This is a genomic window from Acinetobacter sp. ANC_7503 (genome assembly GCF_056780035.1).
Genome location: NZ_JBWYJA010000002.1, coordinates 23,080 through 39,253, shown reverse-complemented (window position 1 = coordinate 39,253; position 16,174 = coordinate 23,080). Strand labels below are relative to the sequence as shown.

At 40.6% G+C, this 16,174-nt stretch carries 16 protein-coding genes; 14 read left to right on the top strand and 2 right to left on the bottom strand.

All coding sequences use genetic code 11. From position 1 onward, the window contains the following. The first annotated feature begins 7 nt into the window (after positions 1-7). From AC1M9M_RS04085 to AC1M9M_RS04040, 10 genes are all read left to right on the top strand, one after another. Positions 8-163, top strand: a complete 156-nt coding sequence (locus tag AC1M9M_RS04085; protein ID WP_171076739.1) for a hypothetical protein — start codon at positions 8-10, stop codon at positions 161-163. Positions 164-443: 280 nt separating this feature from the next. Then, entirely contained in the window at positions 444-842 is a 399-nt protein-coding gene (locus tag AC1M9M_RS04080) for an RcnB family protein (protein WP_481595685.1), read from the top strand. A gap of 179 nt (positions 843-1,021) precedes the next feature. Continuing rightward, positions 1,022-1,399 carry an RcnB family protein gene (locus tag AC1M9M_RS04075; protein ID WP_035264902.1) on the top strand — a complete coding sequence of 126 codons (378 nt, stop codon included), beginning with the start codon at positions 1,022-1,024 and terminating at the stop codon, positions 1,397-1,399. A 150-nt stretch (positions 1,400-1,549) separates the two neighbouring features. After that, the gene (argA, locus tag AC1M9M_RS04070; RefSeq protein WP_035264904.1) at positions 1,550-2,902 is read left to right on the top strand and encodes an amino-acid N-acetyltransferase; all 1,353 of its coding nucleotides are present in this window, start codon (positions 1,550-1,552) and stop codon (positions 2,900-2,902) included. A gap of 363 nt (positions 2,903-3,265) precedes the next feature. Continuing rightward, complete coding sequence (locus tag AC1M9M_RS04065) at positions 3,266-4,240, top strand: sulfonate ABC transporter substrate-binding protein (RefSeq protein ID WP_481595684.1); 975 nt, start codon at positions 3,266-3,268, stop codon at positions 4,238-4,240. Between the two features lie 81 nt (positions 4,241-4,321). Then, the gene (locus AC1M9M_RS04060) at positions 4,322-5,254 is read left to right on the top strand and encodes a sulfonate ABC transporter substrate-binding protein (protein WP_481595786.1); all 933 of its coding nucleotides are present in this window, start codon (positions 4,322-4,324) and stop codon (positions 5,252-5,254) included. A 21-nt stretch (positions 5,255-5,275) separates the two neighbouring features. Then, positions 5,276-6,451: an FMNH2-dependent alkanesulfonate monooxygenase gene (gene ssuD / locus AC1M9M_RS04055; protein ID WP_481595683.1), complete on the top strand. Its 1,176-nt coding sequence runs from the start codon at positions 5,276-5,278 to the stop codon at positions 6,449-6,451. A gap of 53 nt (positions 6,452-6,504) precedes the next feature. Continuing rightward, entirely contained in the window at positions 6,505-7,302 is a 798-nt protein-coding gene (gene ssuC / locus AC1M9M_RS04050) for an aliphatic sulfonate ABC transporter permease SsuC (RefSeq protein WP_481595785.1), read from the top strand. 8 nt (positions 7,303-7,310) lie between these two features. After that, complete coding sequence (locus AC1M9M_RS04045) at positions 7,311-8,105, top strand: ABC transporter ATP-binding protein (protein ID WP_481592770.1); 795 nt, start codon at positions 7,311-7,313, stop codon at positions 8,103-8,105. A gap of 315 nt (positions 8,106-8,420) precedes the next feature. After that, positions 8,421-9,035 carry a TetR family transcriptional regulator C-terminal domain-containing protein gene (locus AC1M9M_RS04040; RefSeq protein WP_481592000.1) on the top strand — a complete coding sequence of 205 codons (615 nt, stop codon included), beginning with the start codon at positions 8,421-8,423 and terminating at the stop codon, positions 9,033-9,035. 86 nt (positions 9,036-9,121) lie between these two features. Here AC1M9M_RS04040 and AC1M9M_RS04035 read toward each other — a convergent pair whose 3' ends face one another. Together AC1M9M_RS04035 and AC1M9M_RS04030 are read right to left on the bottom strand one after the other, a co-directional pair. Further along, entirely contained in the window at positions 9,122-9,688 is a 567-nt protein-coding gene (locus tag AC1M9M_RS04035) for a 5'-methylthioadenosine/S-adenosylhomocysteine nucleosidase family protein (RefSeq protein WP_481592001.1), read from the bottom strand. Positions 9,689-9,805: 117 nt separating this feature from the next. Then, positions 9,806-10,939, bottom strand: a complete 1,134-nt coding sequence (locus tag AC1M9M_RS04030) for a TDT family transporter (protein WP_481592002.1) — start codon at positions 10,937-10,939, stop codon at positions 9,806-9,808. Positions 10,940-11,140: 201 nt separating this feature from the next. On the opposite strand from AC1M9M_RS04030, the gene ribF reads away from it, so the two are divergent. The 4 genes from ribF (at position 11,141) to AC1M9M_RS04010 (ending at position 16,060) form a co-directional block, all read left to right on the top strand. Further along, positions 11,141-12,142: a riboflavin biosynthesis protein RibF gene (gene ribF / locus AC1M9M_RS04025; protein WP_481595682.1), complete on the top strand. Its 1,002-nt coding sequence runs from the start codon at positions 11,141-11,143 to the stop codon at positions 12,140-12,142. Between the two features lie 61 nt (positions 12,143-12,203). Beyond that, entirely contained in the window at positions 12,204-15,050 is a 2,847-nt protein-coding gene (gene ileS, locus AC1M9M_RS04020) for an isoleucine--tRNA ligase (protein WP_481595681.1), read from the top strand. Then, on the top strand, positions 15,043-15,585 hold the full coding sequence (gene lspA, locus AC1M9M_RS04015; protein WP_035270556.1) for a signal peptidase II: 543 nt from the start codon (positions 15,043-15,045) through the stop codon (positions 15,583-15,585). Before ileS ends, lspA begins: the two co-directional genes overlap by 8 nt. Further along, positions 15,578-16,060: an FKBP-type peptidyl-prolyl cis-trans isomerase gene (locus AC1M9M_RS04010; RefSeq protein ID WP_035270560.1), complete on the top strand. Its 483-nt coding sequence runs from the start codon at positions 15,578-15,580 to the stop codon at positions 16,058-16,060. Before lspA ends, AC1M9M_RS04010 begins: the two co-directional genes overlap by 8 nt. Positions 16,061-16,174 lie beyond the last annotated feature (114 nt).

Sequence of the window (16,174 nt, the reverse complement as noted above, 5' to 3'; positions counted from 1 at the left end):
AAATAATATGGCAGACCAAGCTCGAAAATTATCAACGATCCAAACGATCGAACAGTTACAGTTGGATGCTTCATTAGTTCAAGGTTTAGATCATGCCGAAACTGCGTGGATCATTATCGAAGCTATTCAACAATTGCAGGAATATCATAATCAGTGGCACTGAGATGAAACGGATCAGATGATTTTTCTTATTTAAAAGAAAATCATCTTCTGTGTTATTAAAATATTTACAATTTAAAAATCATATTAGGATTCAAAATTTAAAATTGCTCAAAGCATTGATTGCTCAGCTAAAGCATCGGTTTCTATTTTCATTCCTATTAAAATATGTTCTTATTATCTCGTTATTTTTAATCTAAATTACATTCTATCTTCACAGTTTCTCTGCATTTTTTCAGTACATTAGTGTGAACCCCAATTTATAAGGTCAACGAGGGCGGAATATGAAAAAGATTATGACAGTTTTGACATTATCTTTAAGTGCAATATTTACAGCAAATATTGCCAATGCTGCTCCTTACTCTGATGACTACCAAGATAAAGGTTCACGTGAACGTGGTAAAGGATTTGAGAAACATACTCAATATGATGCTTCATCAGATCAAGAGTTCCAAGATCGTCGTAAAAACAGAGAAGAGCGTGGCGTAAAACGTTTACGTCAACATAAATGGCAAACTGGCTACGTCATGCCTCAACACTATCGTGGCAATAGTTATAAAACCGAATATAAAGATCATAACCTACCAAAACCTGGTAAAAACCAACAATGGTACAAAGTGAATAATGACTTTATTCTGGTGGATTCAAACAGCAATAGTATTTTGAAAATCCAGCAAGATTAATTTTGACGTTTAAATCGACCCGACTTCATGTCGGGTTTTTTGTTGAGTGCAATCCTAATCATTGATCTTCATCACTTCTTCATATATTTCACAAATTGACTATATCTCTCCACGGTTTATCTCAAATCATTTTGTACTTTAGCGATATCGGATAAATAACAAAGTTAGAGGTATCCCACATGAAAAAGTTAGTATCAGTACTTACATTAGCAATGAGTGGTTTATTGGCAACATCTGCGATGGCTGGTCCACATGACGATGGTCGTCACTATTCAAAACCAACTCCACCACCAGCGCATTGGAATAAAGGTCAGCCTGGGAAATATCAACATGACCGCTATGAACAAAATCGTGGCTTCCAAAATGTAAATCCAAGCCGTCAATGGCGAGTAGGTCAACAGTTACCACGTCAATTCAACTCTTCAAAATTTGAGTTAAGTGATCGTCAAGCGAAGAATCTACCTAAAGCGGCGCGTAACCAGCAGTGGTACAAAATTAATGGAGACTATGTCTTAGTGAATGAGCGTACAGATCGCATCGTGCGTATCATCGGATAAGCTTATTCCTAGATCTTCTCAAATTGATCTTCCCTGCACTCAGCCCAAACTCAGTTTGGGCTTTTTTATGTCTTTATTTTAATGCAGGTGTGGAAAATCATTTTTTTGTTTAGAATCTGATGACCACTTCCCGCTTCTATCGGTACATGCATGCAATCGGACTCAATAGATACAACTCAAAATATGACACAGCAATATGTGCATTGGTTCCGAAACTCAGCGCCGTATATCAACGCCCATCGTAATAAAACCTTCGTTTTAATGTTTGGCGGCGAAGCAGTTCAATCACCAAATTTTCAACATATTATTCATGATATTGCCCTTTTACATTCTCTCGGCATTCGACTCATTCTGGTTCATGGAGCACGACCACAAATCAGTGCAAATCTTGCTGAGAAGAATTTAGATAGTCCTTTTCATAATCATCGTAGAGTAACAACACGTGACTCATTAGGTGCGGTCATGTCTGCCGTAGGCTCAATCCGTTTACAAATCGAAGCCTTATTGTCTATGGGACTTGCAAATTCACCCATGTATGGTGCTCGCATTGATGTGGTATCTGGTAATTTTATAACAGCTAAACCTTATGGCATTCGTAATGGTATCGATTTTCAACTTACCGGTGAAGTACGTTCAGTCGATGCAGATGCGATTCAAAAACATTTGGACAATCACAATATTGTATTGCTTGGCCCCTCAGGTTATTCAACCACTGGTGAAGTTTATAACTTGCTTGCTGAAGAAGTGGCGACCAAAACAGCTATCCAACTCGGTGCCGATAAACTCATTTTTCTCGGTTCCGAACAAGGTTTAATGCAAAGCCCACAGCAGTTGTTGCGCGAAGTGACCCCGCATCAGCTAGATCAACATATTGACGTTGCTTTAGAGCAAAATTATGAATTGGCATTGCATTTACAAAATGCCAAGGAAGCCTCTTTAAATGGCGTTAACCGCGTTCATTTATTATCTTATGAACATGATGGTGCATTAATCGAAGAATTATTTACTCGTGATGGGCATGGCACGATGATCACCGATGCACATTATGAAGAAGTCCGCACAGCGACGATTCAGGATGTCGGTGGATTAATCAGTTTATTACGCCCATTAGAACAAGAAGGCATTTTGGTATACCGCTCTAGAGAACGCTTGGAAAATGAAATTGATCATTTCGCTGTGATTGAACGTGACGGTATGGTTCTGGCTTGTGCAGCATTATATCCAATACCAACTGAATCAAATGAAATTCGTTCTGCAGAAATAGCCTGTGTGGCAGTACATCCAAGTTACCGCAAATCAAATCGTGGTAGCCAAATCTTGCACTATTTAGAAGAGAAAGCAAAAAAGTCTAATATCCAACAGTTATTTATTCTTACGACACGAACCGCACATTGGTTTTTGGAACAAGGGTTTGTCAAAGCATCGGTGGATGACTTACCACAAGCGCGTCAGGCACTTTATAATTTCCAAAGAAACTCAATTGTTTGTAAAAAGCCACTCTAAAGTGGCTTTTTTATTGCACCCTTATGAACTGCTTTATCTTTCTTTTATATATCGATATTCCTAGGTGAACTATCTTTACAATCATTCGATATATTCATACAAATCATATCCTTATCACAATTTAATATTTTAATATATATTTATATATTTCATAAACTTAGAAACAAAAATATCGTTATTCTTAGATTGAGCCTTTTGCATTTTTTTAGATATTTTTTTCTCTTTTAATTTTATCTTTTTTATTCATTAGGAATTCCTGAATTCTTATTTTTTACGAAATAGAAAATTCATTAACTTAGGCGCGTTACATGACGCATTTATTTTTTTGATTTTTTTTATTTTTAAGTTTTCAGGATTTTCAATATGAGCAGCTTTAACGCTAATCTTTGGAAAAAAACACTCATTTTGTCTTCTGCGTTAACAGGTGCTTTGCTACTCACTGGTTGCGACTCAAAAAAAGAAGATAAAACCCAAGTGTTAAATATCGGTTATCAAAAGTATGGCTTACTGCCCGTGATTAAAGAACGTGGTGAATTAGAAGCCGCTTTGAAGGATCAAAACATTCAAGTGAAATGGGTAGAGTTCCCAGGTGGACCACAACTGTTAGAAGGTTTGAATGTCGGCAGTGTTTCATTTGGTGAAGTCGGTGAAGCACCCCCTATTTTTGCCCAAGCAGCGAATTCAAATTTGGTTTATGTCGCAAATCAACCTGCGACTCCACGCGCTGAAGCGTTGATTGTTCAAAAAAATTCGAACATCAAAGATATTCAACAACTTAAAGGTAAGCGTGTAGCGTTAAACAAAGGTTCTAACGTTCATTATCTTCTCTTGAAGATCTTAGAAAAGAATCATTTGACGCTTGATGATATTGAAGTGGTTTACCTACCACCATCGGATGCTCGCGCAGCATTTGAGCGCGGTGCAGTCGATGCATGGGTAATCTGGGATCCGTTCTTTGCAGCAGCAGAGCATCAAATCGGCGCACGTGTTCTCGCTTCTGGCGAAGGGAATGCCAATAACTACCAGTTCTATATGGCTGATCGTAAGTTCGTTGAACAGAATCCTGAAATTATACAAACCGTTGTTCAAGAACTTAATGAAGCATCAGATTGGATTGCTTCCAATAAAGACGAAGCAGCTCAACTGCTCGTGAAGCCTACAGGCCTAGATTTCAAAATTCTTCAAACCTCAATTGGACGTATGAGCTTCGGCGTTTATCCAATTAGTACTGAAGTTACTCAACATCAGCAAAAAGTTGCCGATGTATTCCATCAACAGAAATTGATTCCAAACAAAATCAATATTCAGGCCGCAATTATTGCGCCTACACCCAAATAACAACATGAAAAGGTGATGAACATGACTCAATATCAATCAGGAAATACAGCACACACTTGGTTTAAAACCTCAAGTCATTCAATGACAACGATGCTATTTGCCTGTGCGATGTTGGGTTGCTCAGCTGCATGGGCTGTTGATCCCTCAGTGAAAGAATTACGCATTGGCTTCCAAAAATCTTCCGTAAATTTGGTGATTGCTCAACAGCAAAAACTGTTTGAGCAAGAATTTCCCAATGCCAAAATTACATGGAATGAGTTCCCTGGTGGTCCTCAAATTTTAGAAGCACTTGCAGTGGGTTCAGTGGATATTGGTGCAACAGGTGATACCCCCCCTGTTTATGCGCAAGCAGGAAACAAACCTTTGCATTACATTGCTTATGAGGCGGCGAAGCCACTTTCTTCAGCAATCTTAGTGCCGCAAAAATCCAAAATTACTCAGCTTAAACACCTCAAAGGCAAGCGTGTCGCAGTACATCGTGGCTCTAGTTCACATTATCTATTGGTCCAAGCCGTCCGAAAAGCAGGTTTGCAATGGAGCGATGTAAAACCAATTTGGTTAAGTCCTGCTGATGCACGCGCAGCATTCCAAAAAGGTGCTGTTGATGCATGGGCCATTTGGGACCCGTATTACGCTGCTGCTGAACTTGAAGATAAAGCAAAAGTTTTGACCACTGGACAAGGACTGAGCCCGAATTACACGTTCTATCTCGCTTCAGGCAAGTTTATCGACAAACATCCTCAAGCGATTTCAGGTGTCATTGAACAGATTAATCTTGCTGATCAATGGGTTCAAAAGAACTTAAAAACTACAGCAACGATTTTTGCCAAAACAACAGGTTTAAAGCCGAATGTGAGCCAAACCTTTGTTCAGCGCCGACCTCGTCCATCTTATGCAGCACCTTTAACCGCGAAAGTCATTGCAGATCAGCAACAACTGGCTGATCGCTTTGCTGAGCTCAAAATCATTCCTAAACCGATACAAATTAACCAAGTCATATGGACTGGTCAGTAACTCATATTAAGGACTTAAGTAATGAAAATTTTCTGGTTTATTCCTACTCATGGTGATAGTCGCTACCTAGGTACAAGCAAAGGCGGACGTGTTGTCGACCATGCCTACATGAAACAAATCGCTGTGGCGGTGGATAATCTAGGTTATGAAGGTGTGCTTATCCCGACTGGTCGTTCTTGTGAAGATCCATGGTTGACTGCCGCAAGTTTAATTGATGCCACCAAAAATCTTAAATTTCTCGTTGCTTTGCGTCCAGGGGTAACCACTCCTGCACTGGCTGCACGTATGGCAGCAACCTTTGACCGTCTTTCAAATGGCCGTGTTCTATTGAACTTGGTCACTGGTGGTGATGAGCAAGAGTTAAAAGGTGACGGCGTCTATGAAGATCATAAAACGCGTTATAAAACTGCGACTGAATATACTACGATTTGGCGCGAAATTTTAAAACGCTCTCATACGGGTGAAAGCTTCACGTTCCATGGTGAACGTCTAAGCGTGGATGATGCAAAATTATTATATCCACCCGTGCAAAAACCTTATCCACCATTGTGGTTTGGTGGTTCTTCTGATGATGCTGTTGAACTGGCAACTGATCAAGTAGATACCTATTTAACTTGGGGAGAGCCTCCAGCAGCGGTTAAAGAAAAAATCGAAAATGTCCGCGCTAAGGCGGCAGCTAAAGGTCGCACCCTAGATTACGGTATTCGTTTACATGTCATCGTCCGCGAAACCAACCAGGAAGCATGGAGAGCTGCTGAAGAATTAATTCAGTATGTTGATGATGAAACAATCGCTGCGGCACAGAAAAAATTTAAACAAATGGACTCTGTTGGTCAACGTCGTATGGCTGAACTTCATAATGGAGATCGCTCGAAACTTGAAGTTTCACCAAACTTATGGGCTGGCGTAGGTCTCGTCCGTGGGGGGGCAGGCACGGCATTAGTAGGTGACCCTGAAACTGTGGCGGCACGTATCCAAGAATATGCAGATTTAGGCATTAATACCTTTATTTTCTCAGGTTATCCGCACCTTGAAGAATCAATTCGTTTTGCTGAATTGGTATTCCCTCTTCTGCCATTAGAAACACGCCAAAAACTGACTCAACCTAATCTGACTGGTCCTTTTGGTGAGATTGTCGCGAATAACTATACTCCTGAAGAAAATAAAAAAGGAGATCAGGTTCAGGAGCCGGCATGACAACAGCGGTAGATAAAACTCAAAAACATTCTATCTTGTTGAGTAAAACCAAGGTGGTTAAAGCTGAAGGTTTTCTCTCTCGAGGAATCAAACAACTGGGGCAACGTTTGTTGCCTTGGTTAGTACCCATTTTTCTTGTTGTGATTTGGCAACTGGCATCAGTCACTGGCATTTTAGAAAGCCGCGTCTTGCCTGCTCCAACCGCAGTGGTTTTGGCTTTTTGGCATCTATTGCTCAGTGGTGAACTGTGGACACATGTCCAAGTCAGTGCGGGACGTGCACTGATTGGCTTGCTGATTGGTGGTGGCTTAGGATTATTTTTAGGGTTGTTAAATGGCTCATCTAAAGTCGCCTCTACGTTACTCGACACGACCCTACAAATGATCCGTAATATTCCAGCTTTAGCTTTAATTCCATTGGTGATTCTATGGTTTGGAATTGACGAATCTGCCAAATTATTTTTGGTCGCGATTGGCGTGTTTTTCCCAATTTATATCAATACGTATCACGGTATCCGATCTGTAGATCCTCAGCTGATCGAGATGGGCAAGAGTTATGGTTTAACACGCTGGCAGTTATACAAAGAAATTATTTTACCAGGTGCTCTTCCTTCCATTTTAGTTGGTTTGCGCTTCGCACTAGGTTTAGTTTGGGTTCTTTTAATTGTGGCTGAAACCATCTCGGCACAAGCTGGAATTGGCTACATGACCATGAATGCGCGTGAATTTTTACAAACAGATGTCGTTTTAGTAGGGATTCTACTGTATGCCCTACTTGGTAAATTAGCGGATGTACTCGCGGTTGCCTTAGAAAAATATTTATTACGCTGGCATCCAGGCTATCAAAAATAGGAATGCGTATGACTGATTTAAGTATTTCAAATCTCGCTGATGAACATGTCATTCCAGATCATGCCAGATCAGCTCCACAAAAGATCGGTGCAGAAATCAATATTGAACAACTGCACAAGTTCTATGGCAAAGTTAAAGTATTAGAGGATTTAGACCTACATATAGAACCTGGTGAATTTGTTGCCATTGTGGGTCGAAGTGGCTGTGGTAAGAGTACGTTGTTACGGTTAATCGCGGATTTAGAACAACCGAGTTATGGTGAGATTAAATTTAAATCTGCACTGAACTTTCGTGAAGGTATTACCGCAGATGATATCCGCGTCATGTTCCAAGATCCTCGCCTATTACCATGGAAAAGCATTTTAAAAAATGTGCAATTGGGCTTAGATAAATCCCAGCATGATAAGGCTGAAGCATTATTGGAAAAAGTTGGCTTAAATGAAAAAGCTGAACTTTGGCCTGCACAACTTTCAGGTGGACAACGTCAACGAGCAGCGCTAGCACGTGCCTTGTCTCATACCCCTCGAATACTATTACTTGATGAACCTTTGGGGGCTTTAGATGCGCTTACGCGTTTAGACATGCAAAATTTGATCGAGAAACTATGGCTAGAACAAGGCTTCACCACCATCTTAGTGACACATGATGTCAGTGAAGCTGTTCAGTTAGCAGATCGTATTATTTTGCTCGATAAAGGTCATATCGCACATCAGTTCAAAGTAGATTTACCACGACCGCGACAAAAAAATGTCAAATTTGCAGAGCTTGAACAACAAGTTTTAGAAGCCGTACTTTCAACTTAAGCGATACAAAATATGACATTCTGAATTGTTGAATGAGGTAAATGGAAGTGTCTAATTTTCGTCGGAAAATTAGACACTTTTCGTACTGATAAATGGCTTTTTTTAATTAAATTAAAAGATATCCTCGATCAGCATTTCCCACATGAGTAATATGTATTTGTTTATCAAATAAATTGTACATGTGTCTTATTATTAGTTTTATCACTTAACTACACAATTATTCTTCATATTCTTTTGCAAATGCCCTAATCCTTGTGCACAAATCGCACGTTTTGCCGTACAATTTGAGGTTCCTTTTTATAATTTACTGACGAGATGGAACAAAAGAAGAGTACGCAAAAACGTCAACAGCTTTTAGCTGCTGCATTAGATGTGTTTTCTGTGTATGGTTTTAGTGGTGCAAGCTTAGATGAAATTGCACAACTCGCGGAAATGCACAAATCGAATATTTTCTATTACTATGAAAATAAAGAAGCGCTCTATGTCGAAGTGCTGACTACTGTCATGCAAAAATGGTTAGCTCCACTGCAAATGTTGGAAGCTGATTTAGAGCCTGCTGAAGCGATCACGCAATATCTCATGCAAAAGATTGAGGTTTCCCGTACTCAACATAAAGCATCAAAATTATTTGCTTTAGAAATTATCCAAGGCGCACCACATATCCTGCCAATTTTGAAAGGTCCATTAAAAAAACTCTTCAAACGTAAATCCAAAGTGATTGCTACATGGCAAGAGCAAGGCAAAATATCAGACAAAATCGATCCTGAAGTTTTAATTATTAACCTTTGGGGAATCACACAAAACTATGCTGATTTTAGCACTCAAACTGAAATGGTGACGGGAAAAACCTTACGTAATCGCACCATGTATCAACGTACCATCGAACATACGGTGCATATGATGCTATATGGTATTTTACCTCGCCCATAATTGGTTTCTCTAAATCTCTTCGAGATTGATCTCTGGCATACGACCATAGTTTCTATGGTCGCCAAAATCTTCAAAATCTTCAAAATCTAGTGTTCCATACTCTGATATAAAGCCAATAATTTTTGAGCGCCCAACAACAAGTTCTCCTCCCAATCTAAATGTGCGGTGTCGTTTGCCCCATCTGTAATGTATTTCACGGAAATCAAACGAACGCCAAGTTTCTTACATACTTTGGCGAGCGCATATCCTTCCATATCAACCAACTGACATGGCACCTTAGGTTCACCAGTTTCAAAGCTATCGCCAGTCCCACAAATGCCCTTGGGAAAATGTTGGAAATACGGCTCTAGGTTAATCGTTGCGGGAAATTCCTGATCCATCGGTGTAACACCAACTTCAAAGCCAAGCGGTGAAACATCCATATCTCGCTGTACAAATGTTGTTACTTCAACCAAGGAATGCGCATCAAAATGCGAACTTCCTGCTGTTCCTAAATTCAGCAAAGTTGTGCATCCCGTTTTTTGAATCACTTCAAAAGCTTTAAAAGCGGCGTTGACTTTACCAATACCACTGTAATGCACCTCAATTCCAGCTTGTTCGAATAATCCTTTCGACTCACTTGGTAGTGCCATAATTAAAGCTAGATCAGACATGCAGATACTCATTGACTAAATTATTGCTGCTCATTAAAAATCAAGGTTGAATAAACTGCAAACATAAAAAGCTGAGGCCTCGCTCAGCTTTTGATTTCAATCTATTTTATACATGTCTTAGACTTTATTTTCTAAATAGCTTTTTAGACACGGTGAGAATAATAAATGCCCGCGATAAAAGCCGACCAATGTTTTACTCATCACAATAAGCCAAAGCAAAACTAATAGCATTGTGAGCAAATAACCCAATTGATAAATGATGCCTACATTCAGCTGCTCAGCTAAACTCAAGACCGCTAAGCTGAATACCCCCAGTGGAAAAGTCAGTCCCCACCAACCTAAGTTAAAAGGCAAACCTTGCTTGGCATGATGATAAGTGGTTAACACTGCAATCCCGAACCACCACAGCCCAAAGCCTAATAAAATCAGACTAGCAAAAATGCCACCTTGCTGTAAGAACTCCCCTAACCCTGCTAAGCCTACACTGGCAAGAATAGTTGGTGCTTGTGCACCCAGTAATAGTAAGGCCAGTGCCCCTGTACCAATTGGACCTAAAGCCAACCAACTGCTCATGGCTAATTCTTTCGGTGGTAGTCGATGTAGTGCAAGACGTAACATCAAAATACTCAAAATCGCAAATGCAGGTAAAACTGACATCCCCCAAAGGATATAGCTGCCCAATAATATTCCCACACTGTGTGTCGTTGCTGGTAAATGTGCGAGTAACACGCCACCACTACTGGCTGCGACTTCACAAGCCACAATCGGCAACAACCAAACAGCAGTCATGCTTTTTAGTTCATGTTGTTGTCGTTGATACATGATAAAAGGCACGAACCAAGCAATTGCAACCGCCAAAATCACATCGACATACCATAAGCTTTCCGCCAAACGTAATGCCTGTTCACCATAGATAGGTTGACCATATTTCACCAGTCCATTGATGATGGTTGCCAATGCCATAGGAATAGCACCGAAAAACAAACTCATCATCGGATGTTGAAAAATCTGCTTTGCCTCATTGGTATACAAGATCCATCGTAACAGATAGAGGCTACTAAACAGTAAAAATAGGCCAATGTTCACATACCATAAAGTCTTCCCAAGCTGCCATGTCAGTCCTTTCAACACTGGAAATTCTGATATAATCAGTGCAACCACACCTGTCCCCATACTCACCGTAAACCAGTTTGGTGTAAAATGACGGATCACATCAGACACTTGTGTCAAATCTTGAAAAAGTCCGCGCATGGTTGATTCCATAGCCTTGAAGATAAAAACAGCATAATCCAATTCCATAATAAGAAAAATTGATTAATATTTGTTTTTAAAATAAATTTTATTGATATAAAAATCTGCAATGAAAGTATTGAATAAAAACACAACAACAAGACGAAACTGTGAGAATATGGCAATATATAGCCCAAATTAATTTTAGTCACCATTTCGCCCATGAAGCTACTCCGTCTGAATGCTTTAGCGCCCAACTTTCAATTGCCCAAAACTGCCGTCACCATTGGCAATTTTGATGGTGTTCATTTGGGTCATCAGGCGATGGTTCAGCAATTAAAAGACATAGCACAACAACAAGATTTAAAAACTGTGGTGATGATTTTTGAACCACAGCCTTTAGAATATTTTAAAAGTTACGACGCACCACCACGAATTAGTTCATTACGTGAAAAAGTGGAACATTTGGCTGCACTTGGTATCGACTACATTGTTGTTGCCAAATTTGATGACACATTCCGTAATTTAAGTGCGGAAGAGTTTGCTGATATTTTAAAATACAAGCTGAATACCCAAAGCCTGGTACTCGGTGAAGATCATCATTTTGGTAAAAACCGACAAGGTAATAGCCAATACTTGCGCGATTATGGTTTTCAAGTCACCGATTTAAATAACGTTGAACTGAATGGCGAGCGTATTAGCTCTACCTTAATACGCCAAACTTTGGCTACAGGGGACCTTAAAAAAGCTGCGGAGCTACTTGGTCGGCCGTATAGCATTACGGGTCGTGTTCAATATGGTGATCAAATCGGTCGCACCATTAACTTTCCAACTATCAATGTTCGTCTAAACCGCCATAAACCCTGTTTACATGGTATCTATGGTGTTGAAGTGATTTGTGAAACAGAATCGTTAAAAGACAAAGTTCGCAATGAAAATGCCGAATATCCAGGTATTGCTGGTTATGAGGCTACAGCCCTTTTCGGTGCAGGACATGTCGGCACCCGACCAGCCATCCAACAGGAACATCCAGAGTGGCGATTAGAAGTACATTTCCCTGATGTTTCTGCTAATCTGTATGGCCTGTTAATGCGGGTAACATTTTTGAACTTTGTTCACGGCGAAAAGAATTATCCTTCGCTAGAAGCACTCAAAGCTGGGATCGATGATGATGTTGAGCAACTGCTTGAGTTTCGCCGAAATAACCCCAACTTTCCTTATTAATACTCCTTAATTTTTGTAAAACGCGTCAGCTTTAGACTGATTAAATTGGAAGACAACTTGCATGAGCGATAAGCAAACTCCTGAAAATGCAGTGGACTATAAAGCCACGCTAAACCTCCCAGGTACTGACTTTGCGATGAAAGCAAATCTCGCAGTACGTGAAGCGAAATGGTTAGAAGAGTGGTATGCCGACAACATTTATCAGCAGATTCGTGCGTCGCGTATTGGCAAGAAAAAATATGTGCTTCATGACGGCCCTCCATATGCGAATGGTCAAATTCACTTAGGTCATGCGGTTAACAAAGTCTTAAAAGACATCATCATTAAAAGCCGAGTAATGGATGGTTTTGATGCACCATACGTACCGGGTTGGGACTGTCATGGTCTTCCAATTGAACTTAAAGTTGAAGAAAAAGTCGGTAAAGTCGGCGTAAAAGTAGATGCTTCTACATTCCGTAAAGCCTGCCGTGAATATGCTTACACACAAGTTGAACTGCAAAAGAAAGACTTCGTGCGTATGGGCGTGTTTGGTGATTGGGACAATCCGTACTTAACGATGAACTTCAAACAAGAAGCCGACATCGTGCGTTCATTGGGTGCTATTGCCAAAGCAGGTCATATCGAACCAGGTCTTAAACCCGTCAACTGGTGTTTAGACTGTGGTTCATCATTGGCTGAAGCTGAAGTTGAATACGAAGATAAAAAATCAGACGCAATTGATGTGGGTTTCAGCGTTGTTGATTTAGCTGACCTTTCTGCACGTTTGGGTGTAGACATTGCTGAACGTACCGACATCGTGATTTGGACCACAACACCTTGGACTATGCCTGCCAACCAAGCGGTTGCGCTTCATGCTGATCTCGAATATCAACTTGTGAAAGCGACTGGCGAAGACAAAGCACCTCAAAACTTCATTCTTGCGAAATCATTGGTTGAATCAGCTATTCAGCGTTATGGTTTTACTGCATTTGAAGTCATTGCAGAATTCACTGGTGCAAAACTTGAAAACCTTGTTCTGCAACACCCACTGATCGCTGAACGCCAAGTGCCTGTAATCTTAGGTGAGCACGTGACTGACGGTAGCGGTACAGGTGCTGTACATACTGCACCAGGTCATGGTGTAGACGACTATAAAGTTGGCTTACAGTACAACTTAAAAGTTGAAAACCCAGTCGGTGGTAATGGTGTGTATCTACCAACTTCGCCACTCTTTGCAGGCGAGCACATCTACAAAGCCAATCCAAAAATTATTGCAGCATTGACTGAAGCAGGCAAACTTTGGGCACATGTTGTGATTAAACATAGCTACCCACATTGCTGGCGCCATAAAACTCCGATTATCTTCCGTGCAACACCACAATGGTTCATCAGCATGGATGCCAAAGGTCTACGCCAAGGTGCATTGAACGCGATTGAAAATGATATTGAGTTCGTACCAGATTGGGGTAAAAACCGTATTCAAGCGATGATCGAAGGTCGCCCAGATTGGTGTATCTCTCGCCAACGTACTTGGGGTGTGCCAATTCCATTCTTCGTTCATAAAGATACTAACGAGTTACACCCTCGTACACCTGAATTGATTGAAGAAGTTGCGAAGTTAATCGAGCAAGAAGGTATTGATGGTTGGTATAACCGTGATGCACGCGAATTCATCGGTGATGATGCAGATTGCTATAACGCTGTTCGAGATACTTTAGACGTATGGTTCGATTCAGGTACAACACACTTTGCAGTCCTTCGTGAACGTGAAGAGCTACAAGACCCTGCTGATTTGTACCTTGAAGGTTCAGACCAACACCGTGGTTGGTTCCAATCTTCATTGTTGACTTCAATGGCAATCAACGAACGCGCACCGTATAAAGGCTTGTTGACACACGGCTTCGTGGTCGATGAGAAAGGCCGTAAGATGTCGAAATCGATCGGTAACGTCATCACACCGCAAGACATCATTAAAGATATGGGTGCTGATGGCCTTCGTTTCTGGATTGCATCTGCAGACTACCGTTATGAAATGACCGCAGGTAAAGAAATCTTTAACCGTGCCTCAGACGGTTACCGTCGTATTCGTAACACATTGCGTTTCTTGTTAGCAAACTTAAATGGTTTCCAACCTGCGACTGATTGCTTAGCGATTGATGATTTGATTGCACTTGATCAATACATCTTGCAACGTGCTTCAGAAGTGCAAGAAACCATTAAGAAAGCTTACGAAGATATGAACTTCCATATCGTGACAAGTGCGCTGACGAATTTCTGTATCAACGATTTAGGTGGTTTCTACCTAGACATCATCAAAGACCGTCAGTACACCACCAAAGCAGATTCTCAAGCACGCCGTTCTGCACAAACTGCGTTGTACCATTTGGTTCAAGCATTTGTACGTTGGATGGCACCTATTTTAACGTTCACCGCACAAGAAGCTTGGCCATTGATTCCAGGTCAAACTGAGAAATATGTCTTCACTGCTGAATGGTATGATATTCCGACTGCATCAAATGCCAATGTCGTATCAGAATCTGAATGGCAAACATTGATCAATGTGAAATCGGCAGTGAATAAGTTTATCGAGGCAGCACGTGGTGCGAAAACTGTGGGTTCAAACTTGTCTGCTAAGGTTGAGCTTTGGGCGAATGATGAACTTAAAGCCGTTCTAGACAAATTAGGCGATGAACTACGTTTCGTTCTCATTACTTCACAAGTGATGGTCAATAGTTTCGATGCAGCACAAGGTGAAGTATCTGACTTAGAAGGCTTGAATGTGAAAGTTTCTGCTGCTGACGGCGAAAAATGCGTTCGTTGCTGGCATGTTCTGCCTGATGTGAATACACATCCATCACATCCAGGACTATGTGGTCGTTGTATTATTAACCTCCCTACAGGTCAAGGCGAAGAGAGAAAATATGCCTAATCCACAAAATAATAAAAAAGGTTTATTCCAATTCTATCCCCACAATTTGTGGTGGATAGGATTGTCTATTGTTGCCATTATTTTGGATCAATGGACTAAATGGATAGCAAGTACACATCTGACTTATGCAGACCCTGTACCTGTTTTACCTTTTTTAAATTGGACATTATTACATAACTACGGCGCTGCCTTTAGTTTCTTGTCCGATGCCGGTGGATGGCAACGTTATTTCTTTACATCACTTGCAGGAATTGTCTCGGTTATTTTTGTGTTTTGGATTATGCGTATGCCAAAAAACATGAAAGTATTGCCTTTAGCCATCGCACTCATCTTAGGTGGGGCGATTGGTAATCTTATTGATCGAGTAAGTTTAGGCTATGTTGTAGATTTTATTCATGTCTACTATAACAATAGCCACTTCCCTGCTTTTAACCTTGCAGATAGTGCCATTACTTTAGGTACCATCTTAATGCTGATCGATACTTTTTTCTTAGAGAAACATCGTATTCAACGTGCGGAAGCGCAAAATGACTGATTTTATTAATCCAAATGAAGATACTCGCATTGAAGCGGGTTCAAAAGTACATTTACACTTTTCAGTAGCCATTGAAAATGGTGTTGAAATTGATAATACCCGTAGTCGCGAAGAACCTGTAAGCCTCGTGATAGGTGATGGCAGCTTATTGCCTGGTTTTGAAAAAGCTTTATTTGGCTTACGCGCGGGTGACCGTCGTACAGTAAGTTTACCTGCTGAAGATGCTTTTGGCCCTTGGAACCAAGAGAACGTGCAAAAATTTGATACTGTTAAATTTGAGCAACGTCCTGCTGAAGGTCAAATGATTGAGTTTGAAGATAAAGCAAAGCAGTCATTATATGGTGTGGTTAAATCGGTTGGTGATGATATCACTGAGGTCGACTTTAACCATCCGCTTGCTGGTAAGGACATTACTTTTGAAGTTGAAATTTTCAAAGTAACACCAGCAGGTCAGCAAGGCATCAAAATTATGTAATGCCTGATTCGTACATAAAAAAGCGCCTTATGGCGCTTTTTTTTAGATACATTTTCGATCTACCTTTTTTAAAAAAAACATTTTAAAGTCAGTGTGATAACAGTTAGAAGGATA

Coding starts and splice junctions, on each gene's coding strand:
- AC1M9M_RS04010 (WP_035270560.1), top strand. CDS start 15,578: ATGACTGATTTTATTAATCCAAATGAAGATACTCGCATTGAAGCGGGT.
- ribF (WP_481595682.1), top strand. CDS start 11,141: ATGAAGCTACTCCGTCTGAATGCTTTAGCGCCCAACTTTCAATTGCCC.
- AC1M9M_RS04065 (WP_481595684.1), top strand. CDS start 3,266: ATGAGCAGCTTTAACGCTAATCTTTGGAAAAAAACACTCATTTTGTCT.
- AC1M9M_RS04035 (WP_481592001.1), bottom strand. CDS start 9,688: ATGTCTGATCTAGCTTTAATTATGGCACTACCAAGTGAGTCGAAAGGA.
- AC1M9M_RS04045 (WP_481592770.1), top strand. CDS start 7,311: ATGACTGATTTAAGTATTTCAAATCTCGCTGATGAACATGTCATTCCA.
- AC1M9M_RS04075 (WP_035264902.1), top strand. CDS start 1,022: ATGAAAAAGTTAGTATCAGTACTTACATTAGCAATGAGTGGTTTATTG.
- argA (WP_035264904.1), top strand. CDS start 1,550: ATGCAATCGGACTCAATAGATACAACTCAAAATATGACACAGCAATAT.
- AC1M9M_RS04040 (WP_481592000.1), top strand. CDS start 8,421: ATGGAACAAAAGAAGAGTACGCAAAAACGTCAACAGCTTTTAGCTGCT.
- AC1M9M_RS04030 (WP_481592002.1), bottom strand. CDS start 10,939: ATGCGCGGACTTTTTCAAGATTTGACACAAGTGTCTGATGTGATCCGT.
- ileS (WP_481595681.1), top strand. CDS start 12,204: ATGAGCGATAAGCAAACTCCTGAAAATGCAGTGGACTATAAAGCCACG.
- AC1M9M_RS04085 (WP_171076739.1), top strand. CDS start 8: ATGGCAGACCAAGCTCGAAAATTATCAACGATCCAAACGATCGAACAG.
- lspA (WP_035270556.1), top strand. CDS start 15,043: ATGCCTAATCCACAAAATAATAAAAAAGGTTTATTCCAATTCTATCCC.
- AC1M9M_RS04080 (WP_481595685.1), top strand. CDS start 444: ATGAAAAAGATTATGACAGTTTTGACATTATCTTTAAGTGCAATATTT.
- AC1M9M_RS04060 (WP_481595786.1), top strand. CDS start 4,322: ATGACAACGATGCTATTTGCCTGTGCGATGTTGGGTTGCTCAGCTGCA.
- ssuD (WP_481595683.1), top strand. CDS start 5,276: ATGAAAATTTTCTGGTTTATTCCTACTCATGGTGATAGTCGCTACCTA.